This window comes from Kocuria sp. NBRC 114282 (assembly GCF_030268385.1).
GTDB classification, from domain to species: domain Bacteria; phylum Actinomycetota; class Actinomycetes; order Actinomycetales; family Micrococcaceae; genus Kocuria; species Kocuria palustris.
In genome coordinates this window covers 1-14,949 of sequence record NZ_BSQO01000008.1, presented here as the reverse complement: position 1 = coordinate 14,949, position 14,949 = coordinate 1, and the positions used below count along the sequence as shown (strand labels likewise).

The following is a 14,949-nucleotide window of genomic DNA, read 5'->3' as shown; positions in this document are numbered from 1 at the left end:
ATCTTCAATTCATGACGACCAGCCTCTGACCTGGGGCCGGAACTCGGCGCATGATCAGCACCACTCGATTCAGGTGGGCGCAAGTGCGGACAGCTGCGGCCCAACACGTGCAAGCGCAGTCACCAGCCCAGTGCGTCCACGAGCCTCTGCTCGAGCATCGGCGCCGTGGTCCGTCCGAACATGGCCGTGACGTGGTCGAGGTCGCGATAGATCATCACGTTGCCGACCGTGGGGCCGCAGTGCCCGTGGGGGCAGTAGAGATCGGTGAGGTCCACGAGCGGCACCTCGGGATTCTCGTCCGCCCACTGGTCCTCGATCGCCTGGCCGCCCAGCGCCTCGTCCACCGGGTCGCCGCACAGGTGGGAGTCCTCGCCGTAGAGATCGACGCACTCGAACATGTCGCGGCCCCAGCGCGGGTTGTCGCGCACGCTCACGACCGGGATGCCCGCTTCCTGGAAGCCGGCCACGCCCTCGCTCCACTGCGGCACCACGATCTCGCGCTGGTCCTGATCGGGCATCTGGGACCGGGTGCCCTGGGCGATCACGGCATCCGGGTCGAGCTCCAGGACAGCCGCCTCGGCTGCGCGGTTGAAGTCATTGCACTCGGGCGGCAGGGCGTCGTCGTGCCCGGTGTAGCGGCAGCCCGCGTAGACGAAGGTGACCAGGCGCCAGTCGCGGTTCTCGGCCGCGATCTTCAGGGGCTCGGAGAGCTGCTTGGCGTGCGAGTCGCCCAGCAGCACGACGGTGCGCTGCGCCTCTCGCCCATCCCCGGCAGCAGGGTCGTAGACGTAGCACTCGGCGGAGTCATCGAAGCCCTCCGGCTTGGACTCGCAGACCTCACCGCCAGGATCGCCCCACTCGTCGTCGACCTCGGACCACAGGGGCACGGGCCTCAGGTCCGGGGCCTCGGGCGCCCCATCTATGGCAGCGGCCGCACCCGGGTAGTTCTCCGGAGTGACCTCGTAGGAGGCCTGCAGCTCGGACTGCGAGATCGTCCACGCCTGCGCCGCGCTGACCGGCACCGTCACCGCCGCGACGATCGCAGCCAGACGCACGAGCTCCTTGCGTGTGGAGGCTCGGGCGCGGGCCCGCTGCGGGGAGCTGAGCAAGACGACGGCCCTCTCCGTGCCCAGGGTCAGCACGACCGATGCTGCGAAGATCAGCAGGCCGGCGCCCAGCGAGGCCGTCTGCGCGCCCGAGATCAGCAGCCAGGTGATCATCAGCGGCCAGTGCCAGAGATAGATGCCGTAGGAGCGATCGCCCAGCCAGGTCAGAGCGGACCAGGACAGGGGGACGTGGACTCCACGACGCCCGCCGCCGTCCCGCGAGATCAGCAGCGCGACAGCGCCGAGAGTGGGCATCAGCGCCGCCCAGCCGGGGAAGAGGCCGCTGCCGCCGACCACGAAGCCCGCCAGGACCACGGCCGCGAATCCGCCCCAGCCCAGCACCAGCGAGACCCGTCGCGAAAGCCGCGAGGTGAAGATCAGCGCGGCCAGCGAGCCCAGCGCGAACTCCCACAGCCGCAACCCGGTGTGGAAGTACGCAGGGCCGGGCTCCATCGGGGTGACGATCACGGAGGCCGTCAGCGAGGCCGCGAGCACGAGGCCGAAAACCCCGATCGCGACCGGGCGGAAGCGACGACCCGTCGCCTTGGACAGCCGCAGCGCCACGGCGATCACCAGCGGCCACAGCACGAAGACCTGCCCCTGCACGGCCAGCGACCACATGTGCTGCACCGGGCTCGAGGCGACCCCGCCGCCGGCGTAGTAGTCGACGGAGGCCGCGGCCAGGACCCAGTTCAGCGAGTAGGTGGCCGCGCCGAAGAGCTGCGTCCAGAGGGAATCCCAGCGCGAGGCCGGGTAGAAGGCCAGGATCGCGACCAGCACCGCCAGCAGCGCGATCGCCACGGGGATCAGCAGCCGCACGAACGTGCGCGACCAGTAGCGCACCAGCGCCAGAGGCCTGCCCTCCTCGGCCTTGCGCGCGAAGGACATCGTCAGCAGATACGCCGAGACCACGAAGAAGACGTCGACGCCGCCGGAGACGCCGGAGCCCCACAAGTGGAAGGCCACCACGAGGACGACGGCGAGTCCGCGCAGCCCCTGGATCTCGGGGCGACGAGGCGATGAGGAGGCAGCGGGTCCGGCCGAGGAGACCGGGGCGAGGACTGGCGCAGCGATGGGGATCTCCCAGGGCGTTGTCGAGTGCAGTATCGAGTTCGAGTTTACACAAGCGAATACATGCACGGAACAGCAGTTCAGTGTGGTGTTCGCGACACGGTACGCGACCGACCCCAGAGATGCTCGATCGGGAATGCCATGAGGTGCACAGTGCAGGGATGTCCCCCACCACACCTCCACCAGATTCCAGCTCCTCGACCGCTGAGGCGCAGGCGGACCGCGGGTTCTTCGGCCATCCCCGACTGCTCGCGCCTCTGTTCTCAGTCGAGCTGTGGGAGCGCTTCTCCTTCTACGGCATGCAGGGCATCGTCCTGCTCTACATGTACTGGCAGGTGGCCGACGGCGGGCTGGGCATCGACTCGGCCGTGGCCACCGGAATCGTGGGCGCCTACGGCGGCACCGTCTACCTGTGCGCCATCCTGGGCGGCTGGGTGGCCGATCACCTGACCGGCTCCGAGCGGGCGATGTTCCTCAGCGGCATCCTCATCATGGCCGGGCACATCTCGCTGGCGCTAATCCCTGCCGTCTGGGGCCTCGGCATCGGCCTGGGGCTCATCGCGATCGGCTCGGGCGGGCTCAAGGCGAACATCACCAACCTGGTGGGCTCGCTCTACACGCGAGAGGACACCCGCCGCGACGGCGGGTTCTCGATCTTCTACATGTCCGTGAACATCGGCGGCCTGCTCGGGCCCCTGCTCACCGGCTGGGCCCAGCGGGAATGGGGCTTCCACCTCGCCTTCGGCCTGGCCGCCGCCGGCATGGCGCTGGGCCTGGGCATCTACGCCTGGAACCGCCGCAGCATGCCGTCGTCGGTCCACGTCGTACCGGATCCGCTGCCGCGCTCGGCCTACCCCAAGTGGATCGCCATCGCGATCGCAGCCGTCGCGGTGGTCGTGATCGCCGTCGCCAGCGGGCTGCTCACCGCCGCCAATCTGGCCGGAACGATCGTGGCCGTGTGCGTGGTCGCGGCCGTCGCACTGTTCGCGATCATGCTGACCAGCTCCAAGCTCACCGCGGACGAGCACTCCCGGGTGATCGCCTTCATCCCGCTGTTCATCGGCACGGCGGCGTTCTTCGCGCTGTTCCAGCAGCAGTTCACCGTCATCACGGTCTATGCCGACACGCGACTGGATCTCGACGTGTTCGGCTGGCAGGTCCCGATCCCCTGGGTCCAGTCCTTCAACCCGGCGTTCATCATCCTGCTGGCTCCGGTCTTCGCCTACCTGTGGACCACCTTGGGCAAGCGCCAGCCGGTGACCGCCACCAAGTTCGGCGTGGGGCTGATCCTCATGGGCTCGGCGTTCCTGATCTTCCTCACCCAGGTCTCGGTGGCGGCCGTGTCCGTGTGGTGGATCGCACTGATCATGCTGGTGGCCACCATGGGTGAGCTGATGGTCTCGCCGGTGGGGCTGTCGCTGTCGACCAAGCTCTCGCCGGAGGCCATGCCGGTGCTGATGATCTCCCTGTACTACCTGGCCGTCGCCCTAGGCACCGCGCTGTCCGGCTCGCTGGCCGGGTTCTACAGCGCCGATTCCGAAGCCGTGTACTTCGGCACCCTGGGCGCGATCACGATCGGCATCGGCGTGATCACCTTGGCGCTGTCCCGCACGATCACCCGGGGCATGCGCGGCATCCGCTGAGATTCCCGCAACGACGACGGCGGGGCCGGTGCATCGCGCACCGGCCCCGCCGTCGTCGTCCGAGGCGCTCAGCCCCCGATGTTGAACTGCCAGGAGATGCCGAAGCGATCGGTCACCGCGCCGTAGATCCCGCCCCAGACCTGCTTGCCCAGCGGGAAGGTCACGGTGCCGCCGTCGGCGAGGGCGTCGAAGATCGCGGTGAGGCGCTGCTCATCGGAGTCCTCGCCCATCAGCGCCAGGGTGACGTCGTTGCCCTTCACGAACTCGCCCGGGGCCATGCCCTCGACGAAGTCGGAGACGTAGAGGCGGATCAGGTCGTCGATCTCCAGGGCGCCGTGCATGATCTTGTCGGCGTGCTCGCTGTCGGCCAGGACGGCGCCGAAGTCGGCGAAGGTCGCGAGCTCGGGCGTGCCGCCCAGGACCTCGCCGTAGAACTCGAAGGCCTCGCGGGCGTTGCCGGGGAAGTTGAGGTAGGGGCGCAGGGCTGCGGTCATGGGAGTCCTCCTGGACGACGGGGGCCGACGACAGCCGTCGCTCCGCTCGCCGGAAGGATGCCATGCCATCTGCCGACCCGGCGCTCGACGCGCGGCGCGCAGCTCAGCCCCAGGCAGGCCCCGGCAGCACGACCTGCCCCGTGGAGCGGCCGTCGACATCCAGGACCCGCCCGACCCGCTTGGGGATCTCGGTGATGACCACGGACTCCAGCACCTCGAGGCCCGGGATGCGGGCGGCGATCCACTGCTCGACCGTCATGATGTCGGCCGGCGAGCGCAGCCACATCATGAAGCTGAAGTTCGCCGGCCCGGTGAGCGACGTGCACAGGCGCAGCGAGCTCATGCTCCGCAGCACGGCTGCTGCGTCCTCGTGCTCGGCGGCCGGCAGCCTGCAGAACCACTCGCACACCACGGGGAAGCCGACGGCGCGATGCGAGGTCTCGCAGCGGATCGTCAAGGCTCCGCTGCCCAGGACCTGGCGCAGCTGGCGTCGGACCGTGGGCGGATTGAGCCCCGTGGCCGCAGCGATCTGAGCGGCGCTGGCCCGGCCGTCGCGGGCGAGCTCGCGCAGGATCGCCGCGAAATGGGAGGGCGCGCGGCCCGTGTAGGGGCTGCGCCGCCCGGCGGCCTCGCGCAGCCGTCGCTGCTGGTGGGCATCGAGCACGCCCAGCCGCCACTCGGCGGCGATGTGGTGCAGCCGGGTGCAGAACGACGACTCGTAGCGCTGCAGCCCCGGCACCTGGTCGAGCTGCGGGTACACGTGCTCGGTGAGCCACATCAGCGACGGCGTGATCACGGTCAGCATCATGTCCCGACCGCGATGGCAGCGCTCGATGCTGAAGACATCGGGGATCTCCTTCAGCGCCTGGACGGCGGCCGGGCGCTGAGCCGGGTCGCACACGACGTCGTGGAAGGACAGGGTCATGCCGCCGGGGCGCCCCACCGGGTGCCCGCCGATCCAGGCGAGGCCCTCGCGCTCCAGCCGCCCCCAGCGCGAGGCCAGGGCGGCGGGGCTGCGCTCGAGCACCTCCCCCAGGGCTGCCCAGCTCAGCCGGGGTGCGATCTGCAGCGCTTCGATCAGCTGCTGATCGAACTCGTCCAGAATCTCCTCCGAGGTGATCACTCTGCCGATTCTGCACGATCCGATGATCAGTTTCGGCACATTCAGCGTCATGTAATACGAGTCACATCAAAATGATCCTGCTCCCGACGAGCACCGATCCCCGCTGTCCCCGGGGCAGCGCATCACCTCCGGAGGCCCTCATGCCCATGATCTCCCAGGACGACAGCTCCACCGACGTCCTCGCCCTCGCCAACTCCCCACTGCTGTGGCTGTGCGCCCTCGGCGTCTTCGTGGTGATCATCGTCCAGTCGGTGATCTACATGAAGGCCGCGCGCAAGGCCGCCGATGCCGCGGGCATCACCCAGGAGGAGCTGACCGTCTCCTTCCGCACCGGCGCCATCGGCGCGATCGGCCCGTCGCTGGCCGTGGCCATGGTGGCCGTCGCCCTGCTCGCCCTGTTCGGCACGCCCGCCACGCTAGTGCGCATCGGCCTGATCGGCTCAGTGTCCTTCGAGACCGGAGCGGCGAACATCGCCGCGACCTCGGCCGGAGCCCACCTGGGCGGTGCGGACTACACGCAGCAGGTCTACGCGATCGTCTTCTTCGCCATGTCCATGGGCGGTGCCATGTGGATGCTCGCCACGCTGATCTTCACCCCGCTGCTCAAGCGCGGCGAGGCCCGCCTGGCCAAGGTCAATCCCGCCATCATGACCGTGATCCCGGCCGCTGCCCTGCTGGCCGCCTTCATCTCGCTCGGCATGGCCGAGGTCCCCAAGTCCTCGGTGCACATCATCGCGCTGCTGTCCTCCGCCGCCGCCATGGGCCTGATGCTCGCCCTGTCCTCGGCGCTGAAGAAGACCTGGATCCGCGAGTGGGGCCTGGGCATCGCGATCATCGTGGGCCTCGTGGCCGCCTACCTGGCGGTCTCCGCCGGCATGGGTCCGCCGCCCGCGGCCTGAGACCCCCACGCTCTCTCCACCATCTGACCTTCCGGAGCGCTCGGCGATCTGCCCGACGCCCCTCCGGACCTGCACGAGAGGAGACCACCATGTCGGTCTCAGCACAGAGCACCCTGACCCCTGAGCAGTCCGCCGCCGGCATGGCGGAGTTCGATCGCACCACGTCCCGCTGGGGCCGGATCACCATGATCTGCGGCCTGATCCTGTCCCTGGCCGGCCCGTTCTACCTGGTCTTCTTCGCCGACCTCGGCGTGACCGTCACGCAGCTGTCCACCGCCTTCCTGGCCGTGGCCGCCACGTTCTTCATCATCTGGATCATCGAGCCGCTGACCTACTTCCCGATCCTGGGCTCGGCCTCCATGTACCAGGCGTTCATGATCGGCAACATCTCCAACAAGCTTCTGCCGGCCGCGCTCATGGCGCAGTCGCGCATCGGCGCCAAGCCGGGAACCCACCGCGGCAGCCTGTCGGCCCTCATGGCGATCTGCGGCGCCGCCGCCGTGCACCTGGCCTCGCTGCTGGTGTTCGTGGGCATCCTGGGCACGTGGCTGATCAGCATCATCCCGGTCGAGGTCATCGGCGTGATCCGCCTCTACGTCTTTCCGGCCGTGATCGGGGCGGTCATCGTCCAGTCCATCTACTCCATGCGCCAGCTGCGCCCCACCCTCATCGCCTTCGCGGTCGTGCTCGTGGTGCAGTTCGTCGTCATCCCGCTCGTCCCGGCGCTGGCCCTGGCCGGCACCGCGATCTCCGTGATCGCCACGATCATCATCGGATGGTTCCTGCGCGTGCGCCCGGGCTCCGCGATCATCGTGGACGACGAGCAGTCCTGAGACCTTCCGCACAGCACCGAGAGGACATGACATGACCAGCACCTGGACCCTGAGCGACGACCAGCGCACCGAGATGCACGATCTCTACCGCCACCTGCACGCCCATCCCGAGCTGTCCATGCAGGAGCACCGCACGGCGGAGCTGATCGAGGCGGCCCTGTCCGAGCTCGAGATCGAGAGCTTGCGCTGCGGCGGGACCGGCGTGGTCGGCATCCTGCGCAATGGCGACGGCCCCGTGATCGGCTTCCGCGCCGACACCGACGGCCTGCCCATCCAGGAGGACACCGGCGCCGAGTACGCCTCCACGGACACCGGAGCCCTCGAGGACGGCACCGAGGTCCCGGTGATGCACGGCTGCGGCCACGACACCCACATCACCGCGCTGCTGACCGCGGCGCGGGCGCTCGTGCGCATGCGCGAGCAGTGGAGCGGGACCGTCGTGCTGATGTTCCAGCCCGGGGAGGAGACCGCCGCCGGGTCGCGGGCCATGGTCGACGACGGCCTGTGGGACCGCGCCCCCAAGCCCGAGGTGATCTACGGCCAGCACGTGATGCCGGGGATCTCGGGCACGGTGCGCCTGACGGCCGGGCCCGTGATGAGCTACGCCGATTCCTGGCGGGTGACGCTGCACGGACGCCAGTCTCACGGCTCGCAGCCGGAGAACTCGGTGGATCCGATCGTGCTGGGCGCGCACATCGTGACCCGCCTGCAGACGGTGGTCTCGCGCGAGATCTCCGCCCTGCAGTCGGCCGTCGTCACGGTGGGCACCTTCCACGCCGGGCTGAAGGAGAACATCATCCCGGCCACGGCGGAGTTCACGCTGAACATCCGGTCCCTGGACGACAAGGTCCGCGAGCCCGTGCTGGCCGCGGTGCGTCGGATCATCTCGGCGGAGGCCGCGGCCTCCGGGGCGCCCGAGCCGGAGATCGAGGAGCTCTACCGCTTCCCGCACAACCTCAACGACATCGACGAGACCGAGGCTCTGCGCGAGCACATGGTGGAGACCCTGGGCGAGGACAAGGTCATTACCGGCAAGCCGTTCATGGGCTCCGAGGACTTCGGCACGCTGGCCGAGTCCGTCGGGGTGCCGTCGGTGTTCTGGTTCTTCGGCGGCTTCACCGAGGAGCAGATGGCCGCCGACGACGTCCCGGTCAACCACTCGCCGCAGTTCCTGCCGGTCATGGAGCCCACGCTGAGCACCGGGTACGCCGCGGTGATGACGGCAGTGCTCTCCAAGCTCTCCACGAGCTCCTGACCCCAGCCCCCACCGAGTGGATTCCCAGTTGCGCTGTTCGCCCTGTCAGCGCAACTGACTATCCACTCGGCGGGGTTGTTCGGGGGCGCGGGGACATCAGCTGCATCACCACGACGACCCCCACGGGCATCAGCAGCAGGCCCGCCAAACCGCTGAAGCCGACCCCGCTGAGGATCACCCCAGCGCTCGCCCCGCCCAGGGCGCCCATCAGATTCATGACCATGTCCGAGGTGCCCTGGATCCGCGAGCGCGTCTCGGGCGTCCCGGCACGGCTGATCTGCACGGAGCCTGCCACCGTGGAGACCGACCAGCCGAGGCCCAGCAGGATCAGGCTGGCGATCACCGCGCCTGAGGACTCCGAGCCGAGCAGCGACAGGATCATCGCACCCACCAGCAGGGCCTGGCCCAGCAGCACCGTGGCGCGTGCTCCGATTCGGTCCGCCAGGATCCCGAAGACCGGCGAGAAGGCGTACATCCCGGCGATGTGCAGGCTGAAGGTCAGGCCGATGAGGCTCAGGGCCGACCCGTGGTCCCGCAGGTGGACGGGCGTCATGGACATCAGCGAGACCATGACCGCGTGGCTCAGCGCCACCGTGAAGATGGCCTTCCAGGGCCTGCCCGGGGCCGCCGCAGCTCGGCTCTCGCGCGGCGACTGAGGGCCCGATCCGGCGAGGTCCCGTGCCGCGAGCAGCGGATCGGGGCGCAGCCCCACCAGGTACACGATTGCCGCCAGCAGCTGCGCCGTCGCCGTGAACGCGAACGCTCCGGTCAGCGGCGGCATACCCACGGCCTCGCCCACGACCTCACCGGGGCTGAGCAGGTTGGGTCCGGTGACGGCCCCGATCGTGGTCGACCAGACCACCAGAGAGAGATCCCGTCCCCGGCTGCGCGGATCGGCCAGGTCCGTGGCGGCGAAGCGCGACTGGAGGTTCACCGCCTGGGCCGCACCCAGCATCAGGATGCCCACCAGCAGGAGCAGCACCGAGCCCAGGGCGGCTGCCGTCACCGCGACGACCGCTCCCGAGGCGGCCGTGACGACTCCCCCGCTCAGGGAGATCCGGCGCCCGCGGGCCTGAGCGAGGCCTGCCAGGGGAAGTGCGAACAGGGCCGCGCCCAGGGTGCTCATGGTGGCCGCCATCCCCGACCACGCCGACGATCCGGCGAGATCGGTGATCAGCAGCGCCCCCAGGCTCAGCGTGGCGCCGGTGCCGAGCCCGGCGAGGACCTGCCCCAGCACGAGCACCAGCAGGATGCGGCGCTGAGCCCTCGACTCGGCTGTCTGCCCGGCGGCCGGATCCTGTGCTGCTGCCATCGCGAGTCCTCCTGACCGTCTTCGGCTGCGGGGTCCGCCGGCCGTCTCCATCCGCTGCATCGCCCGGTAACAGTCCGCGGTGCCGCAGGGCACCATCGTGCCCCGATCCCCCGCTCAGCAGGGCTCTGCGAGCAAATTCGACGGCCGCCGTCGAGCAGATCCTCCACCCCATCGGAACGGACGATCCCAGGTGCCGACGAAGGCCATGACGCACGGGATCGTGCCGCTCCAGCATCAGGAGGTGGACAGGGTGCGCATCGACAGGAAGGCACGGGCTGCCGCGCTCGGACGCCGCCCCGACCAGATGGCGCTCAGCGGACGGGGGATCGCGAGGCCCTCGACCAGCACCCGCACCAGCCGGCCCGCTCGCAGGTCCTCCGCCACGGCGATCGAGCTGAGGGCGCCCGGAGCCGTGCCGGCCATCGTCGCGCCGCGCACGCCCAGGGTCGTCGGCGAGACCACGGCAGGTTCGGCCGTGAGCGGATGACCCGCCCGCAGCAGCGCCTCCTCGAGCGCCCTGCGCGTTCCGCTGCCCGGTTCACGGAGCACGAGCGGTGTGCGGGCGAGCTCGTCAGCGCCCACGGCGGGCCGACGTGCCCACGGATGCGCGGCGTCGACCACGACCTCCACCGTATCCGAGCCGATCTGCTCGCGACCCAGATCCTGCGGCAGATCGGGCGTCTCGATGAACCCGAGGTCCGCGGCTCCCTCGCGCACGGACTCGACGACGGCGCTGCTGTTGGCCGCGCGCAGCTGCACGAGAGGGCCCTCCTGGCCTCGCTGCGCGCGCCAGCGGGCCACCCACGGAGGAAGCAGATGCTCGGCGATGGTCAGGCTGGCCGCGATGCGCAGGGTGTCCGCTCGAGATTCGCGCAGGGACCGAGTGGCCGCCGCGAACTCGTCGGCTGCCGCCAGCAGAGGGGCGGCCCATCCCACCAGCAGCTCGCCCGACGGGGTGAGATGGGATCCCCTGGGCGAGCGCACCAGCAGGGCGAGGCCCAGCCGCCTCTCCAGGGCGCGGATCCGCAGGGACAGCGCCTGCTGGCTGACGTCCTGCTGCGCGGCTGCGGCCGAGATGCTTCCGTGCTGCGCGGCCAGCGTGAGGGCGCGCAGGGATTCCAGATCGGGCTCCTCCGCCATGCACCCTCCTCGGCTCGAGGCACAACAATAGCTTGTGACCCGGCCCGCAGATGCCTCTACTGCCGATCACCCGGGGTCGCGACGATGGAGGGATGACACCGCACCAGACCACCGCAGCACCGGCGTCCACCGGCGCCGTGCACTCGCTGGCACCCGGCACCCTGCTGTGCCTTGCCGCCGCCGGGCTGTCGCTCGGACTCGCAGCACTGATGCCGGGGCTTCCCGCTCTGCTGTGCGCCATCGTGCTGGGGATGAGCGCAGCCAACCTGGGTCTGCTCCCCGCTTCGGCCGCCACGGGCATCGCCTTCAGCTCTCACCACCTGCTGCGCGCGGGCATCGTGCTGCTGGGCCTGCAGCTGGTCCTGGGCGACATCCTGGCTCTGGGGGCGCCGCTGCTGGTCGTCGTGCTCGCCGTCGTCGTGGGCGGGATCGCCGGAACGCTGACCCTGGGGCGTGTGCTCGGCGTGCTGGGGCATCTGAGCCTGCTGGTGGCCTGCGGCTTCTCGATCTGCGGCGCCGCCGCGGTGGCCGGGGCCTCTGGGGCGACCGATCCCGACGGCGAGCGCGAGCAGGACACCGTCACCGCGATCGCCCTGGTGGTGCTGTTCGGAACGCTCATGATCGGCATCGTGCCCGTGCTCAGCTCCGCCCTGGGGCTGGAGCCGGAGACGACCGGGCAGTGGGCTGGTGCCTCGATCCATGAGATCGCGCAGGTGGTGGCCGTCGGAGGGATCGTCGGCGGCGGGGCCCTGAGCGCGGCCGTCGTGGTCAAGCTCGCCCGCGTGCTCCTGCTCGCCCCGGTCATCGCGATCCTGAGCCTGCAGCGCCGCCGAGCCCTGAAGGCCGAGGATGCCGACGTGTCGCCCGGGGCGCTGCCGCCCGTCGTGCCCTTGTTCGTCGTCGGCTTCCTGGCCATGGTGCTTCTGCGCTCGCTGCTGTCCCTCCCGGAGTCCGTGCTGGCCGGCGCCCAGCTGCTGCAGACCCTTCTGCTGGCCGCGGCGATGTTCGGCCTGGGCTGCGGGGTCCGCTTTCGAGCGCTGGCCGCCGTGGGCGTCCGTCCGTTCGCACTGGCGGCTCTGTCCACCTTGCTGGTCGCCGGCATCGCCGCAGCGGGGATCGCCCTCGCCACCCCCTGACCCCACCCCGCCGAGTGGATACCCAGTTGCGCTCAGAGGCGGAACAGCGCAAGCAGCTATCCACTCGGCGGGGCGAGGGAGGCGGGATCGCTCCCTACCATACGTATGGTAGGTTTAAAGCATGACGACGAAGCCCCAGATCCTCGACGCCGCTCTCGACGTCCTGCGCGATGGCCGCTCCCTGACGATCGACGCCGTCGCGCAGGAGGCGAAGCTGACCAAGCCCGGCGTCGTGCACCACTTCCCCACCAAGGAAGCGCTGGCCTTCGCGGTGCTGGAGCGCCTGCTCGCCCGCTGGGAGCGCGAGCTGTCGGAGCGGGCCGGTGCCGACGCGAGCCCCGAGCAGCGGCTGCGCGCCTACGCAGAGCTCGCGCTGCTCGGCGAGATGGACACCGCCGATCTCGCTTTGTTCGCCGATCCCCGGCTGCGCGAGAAGCTCTCCGTGCGCTGGGGCGAGCAGATGGACGCCTGGTTCGGCTCGTTGGAGCATCCGCGCGCAGCCGCCGTGCGCTATCTCGCCGACGGCGCCTGGATCGACCGCTGCCTGGGGATCCTCCCGCAGGACCGCGATCAGCGCGCGGCCGTGCTCGACGTCGCCCTGTCCCTGTTCGAGAAGGAGACTGACGCATGAAGAAGTGGATCTTCCTGACCCTGGCGATCCTGGTGGAGGTGACCGCCACGCTGTCCCTGAAGGCAGCACTGGAGGCCCCGGCGCTCTACGCCGTGGTGGTCGCAGGCTACGCCGCCGCCTTCCTGTGCATGTTCCAGGCCCTGCGCGAGGGCATGAGCCTGGGCGTGGGCTACGGCATCTGGGCCGCCTGCGGCGTGGCGCTGACGGCAGTCCTGTCCGCCGTGATCTTCCACGAGCCCCTGACCCTGCCCATGGGCATCGGCATCGCCGCCGTGATGGGCGGCGTGCTGCTGGTCGAGATCGGCTCCCAACAGGCTCAGAACACGCCGGACACCGCACGCGAGCAGAAGGAGGCGACTGCACGATGACTCCCCTGGCAGTGACATCCCTCGTCCTAGCGATCCTCTTCGAGGTCAGCGCCACCCTCAGCCTGCGCATGGCCGCCGCCGGCTCCAAGCTGTGGTGGCTGGCGATCGGCGGCGGCTACGTCCTGGCCTTCTCGATGCTCACGCTGACCCTCGCCGAGGGCACGCCGCTGGGCGTCGCCTACGGCGTCTGGGCAGCTGCCGGCGTGGCCCTCACCGCGATCCTCAGCCGCGTCCTGTTCAAGGAGCCGCTCACCCGGGTCATGACCCTGGGGATCACCCTGATCATCGGCGGCGTGCTGCTCATCGAACTCGGCGCCGCGCACTGAGCTCTCTTCCCGCCGAGTGGATACCCAGTTGCGCTATTGCGCCCGACAGCGCAACTGGGTATCCACTCGGCGGGGAGAGGGATGGGGATCAGCTCCAGCCGGTGACCTGGGCGAAGATCAGGAAGCCGATCGAGATCAGCACCCAGACCCCCAGCAGCGGGGCATAGAAGCGCACCCACCGGTTCCACGGGATGCGCCCGACCACCAGCGCCGCCATGAAGTACCCGGAGGTCGGGTACAGCACGTTCGTCATGCCGTCGCCGGTCTGATACGCCAGCACCGCCGACTGGCGCGAGACGCCCAGGATGTCCGACAGCGGCGCCAGCACGGGCAGAGTCACGAGCGCCTGCCCGGAGCCGGACGGGACGATCAGGTTGAACACCGCCTGCATCAGGAACATCCCGACGACGAACAGCACGGGCGGCAGGAAGCCCACGGACTCCCCCAGCCCGTAGACGATCGTGTCCAGGATGTGCCCGTCCTCGAGGACGATGGCCACGCCGCGGGCCACACCGACGATGAGCGCGCCGGCGAGCACATCGCGCATGCCCTGGTCGAACCCCTCGGCCATCTCGCGGGTCTTCAGCCCCGCGACCAGCCCGACGACGATCGCGGTGAGGATGAACATGCCCGCGAACTCGGGGAAGAACCAGCCCTGGGTGAGGATCCCCCACACCAGCAGCCCGGCCAGCACGAGCAGGGCGACGGCCGCCGCGCGCTGGCGCCCGGTGAAGCGCGGGGTGGACTCCAGGTCCAGGCGATCGCGGTCGCGGATGGTGGTGTCCGCATGACCGTGCAGCACCGAGCGCGTGGGGTCGGCGGCCACGCGGCGGGCGTACCACATCACGTAGGCGATGCCCGTGGCCAGGTAGAAGACGTAGAGCACGATGCGCAGCCCGATGCCCGAGAAGGGCTCCAGCCCGGCGATCTGCTGGCCCAGCCCGGTGTTGATCGGGTTGAGGAAACCTGCGGCGAAGCCCGCGCCCGTGCCCAGCAGCGCGATCCCGGCGGCCACCACTCGGTCGTAGCCCAGGCTGAGGATCAGCGGCATGATCGCCGGGATGTAGACCAGCGAGAGCTCGGGCACGCCGATGAAGCTGGCGATCAGCGAGAAGACCGTCATCAGCACGGGGATCACCACGATCCCCCGCCCGGAGAAGGCCCGCGCCACGGCGGCCAGGGCGACGTCGACCAGCCCCGTGCGGCGGATGACCTCGAACATGCCGCCGATCGTGAAGACGAAGAACACGATGGCCCCGGCATCCACCAGACCCCGCGGGATGGCGGTGAGCAGCTGCATAGCGGTGACCGGCGACTGCTCGATGAACGAGAAGCTGTCCGGGTCCACGACCTCCTGGCCGCCCGGTCCCGCCATCCGCTCGTACTGCCCTGCCGGGACGATCCAGCTGGCGACGGCGGCCAGCAGAGCGAAGACGATCAGGATGACGTAGACGTGCGGGAAGCGATCCCGCGGGGCGGTGGGATGGGACTGCCGCACGAACAGGTGACAGTTGGGGTGTCAGGCCGCGAGGCTCACGGCGGGGTTCATGATGGTCTCGTATTCGATGGGGGTCAATCGACCCAGACGGGCCTGTCGGCGACGGCGGTGGTA

The 14,949-nt window shown here is 69.9% G+C and carries 14 protein-coding genes; 8 read left to right on the top strand and 6 right to left on the bottom strand.

Translation table 11 applies throughout. From position 1 onward, the window contains the following. Positions 1–119 precede the first annotated feature (119 nt). Positions 120–2,246 carry an acyltransferase family protein gene (locus QSJ40_RS11255; RefSeq protein ID WP_285730998.1) on the bottom strand — a complete coding sequence of 709 codons (2,127 nt, stop codon included), beginning with the start codon at positions 2,244–2,246 and terminating at the stop codon, positions 120–122. Between the two features lie 92 nt (positions 2,247–2,338). Here QSJ40_RS11255 and QSJ40_RS11250 point away from each other — a divergent pair, with 92 nt between their 5' ends. After that, entirely contained in the window at positions 2,339–3,820 is a 1,482-nt protein-coding gene (locus QSJ40_RS11250; protein ID WP_006214713.1) for a peptide MFS transporter, read from the top strand. Positions 3,821–3,888: 68 nt separating this feature from the next. Here the strand turns inward: QSJ40_RS11250 and QSJ40_RS11245 are convergent, their stop codons facing one another. Both QSJ40_RS11245 and QSJ40_RS11240 read right to left on the bottom strand, forming a co-directional pair. After that, entirely contained in the window at positions 3,889–4,314 is a 426-nt protein-coding gene (locus QSJ40_RS11245) for a VOC family protein (RefSeq protein ID WP_024289174.1), read from the bottom strand. Positions 4,315–4,417: 103 nt separating this feature from the next. Continuing rightward, complete coding sequence (locus tag QSJ40_RS11240) at positions 4,418–5,437, bottom strand: Lrp/AsnC family transcriptional regulator (protein ID WP_285730997.1); 1,020 nt, start codon at positions 5,435–5,437, stop codon at positions 4,418–4,420. 140 nt (positions 5,438–5,577) lie between these two features. On the opposite strand from QSJ40_RS11240, the gene QSJ40_RS11235 reads away from it, so the two are divergent. The 3 genes from QSJ40_RS11235 to QSJ40_RS11225 all read left to right on the top strand — a co-directional run bounded on the left by QSJ40_RS11235 (position 5,578) and on the right by QSJ40_RS11225 (position 8,424). Continuing rightward, complete coding sequence (locus tag QSJ40_RS11235) at positions 5,578–6,336, top strand: DUF5058 family protein (protein ID WP_024289176.1); 759 nt, start codon at positions 5,578–5,580, stop codon at positions 6,334–6,336. 89 nt (positions 6,337–6,425) lie between these two features. Beyond that, a complete protein-coding gene (locus tag QSJ40_RS11230) occupies positions 6,426–7,169 on the top strand; it encodes a hypothetical protein (RefSeq protein WP_204782707.1) in 744 nt (247 codons plus the stop codon). Between the two features lie 31 nt (positions 7,170–7,200). Next, positions 7,201–8,424, top strand: coding sequence for an amidohydrolase (locus QSJ40_RS11225; protein ID WP_285730996.1), 1,224 nt, complete (start codon positions 7,201–7,203; stop codon positions 8,422–8,424). 58 nt (positions 8,425–8,482) lie between these two features. On the opposite strand, the gene QSJ40_RS11220 is transcribed toward QSJ40_RS11225, so the two are convergent. Together QSJ40_RS11220 and QSJ40_RS11215 are read right to left on the bottom strand one after the other, a co-directional pair. Beyond that, a complete protein-coding gene (locus tag QSJ40_RS11220; protein ID WP_285730995.1) occupies positions 8,483–9,736 on the bottom strand; it encodes an MFS transporter in 1,254 nt (417 codons plus the stop codon). Between the two features lie 234 nt (positions 9,737–9,970). Next, positions 9,971–10,876 carry a LysR family transcriptional regulator gene (locus QSJ40_RS11215; protein ID WP_006214722.1) on the bottom strand — a complete coding sequence of 302 codons (906 nt, stop codon included), beginning with the start codon at positions 10,874–10,876 and terminating at the stop codon, positions 9,971–9,973. Between the two features lie 92 nt (positions 10,877–10,968). Here QSJ40_RS11215 and QSJ40_RS11210 point away from each other — a divergent pair, with 92 nt between their 5' ends. The 4 genes from QSJ40_RS11210 (at position 10,969) to QSJ40_RS11195 (ending at position 13,337) form a co-directional block, all read left to right on the top strand. Further along, on the top strand, positions 10,969–12,012 hold the full coding sequence (locus tag QSJ40_RS11210; protein ID WP_285730994.1) for a YeiH family protein: 1,044 nt from the start codon (positions 10,969–10,971) through the stop codon (positions 12,010–12,012). Positions 12,013–12,133: 121 nt separating this feature from the next. Further along, positions 12,134–12,643 carry a TetR/AcrR family transcriptional regulator gene (locus QSJ40_RS11205; protein WP_285730993.1) on the top strand — a complete coding sequence of 170 codons (510 nt, stop codon included), beginning with the start codon at positions 12,134–12,136 and terminating at the stop codon, positions 12,641–12,643. After that, entirely contained in the window at positions 12,640–13,011 is a 372-nt protein-coding gene (locus QSJ40_RS11200; protein ID WP_137802972.1) for a DMT family transporter, read from the top strand. Before QSJ40_RS11205 ends, QSJ40_RS11200 begins: the two co-directional genes overlap by 4 nt. Next, positions 13,008–13,337: a DMT family transporter gene (locus QSJ40_RS11195; RefSeq protein WP_206391125.1), complete on the top strand. Its 330-nt coding sequence runs from the start codon at positions 13,008–13,010 to the stop codon at positions 13,335–13,337. Before QSJ40_RS11200 ends, QSJ40_RS11195 begins: the two co-directional genes overlap by 4 nt. A gap of 88 nt (positions 13,338–13,425) precedes the next feature. Here the strand turns inward: QSJ40_RS11195 and QSJ40_RS11190 are convergent, their stop codons facing one another. After that, on the bottom strand, positions 13,426–14,835 hold the full coding sequence (locus QSJ40_RS11190) for a YfcC family protein (protein WP_285730992.1): 1,410 nt from the start codon (positions 14,833–14,835) through the stop codon (positions 13,426–13,428). Between the last annotated feature and the right edge of the window lie 114 nt (positions 14,836–14,949).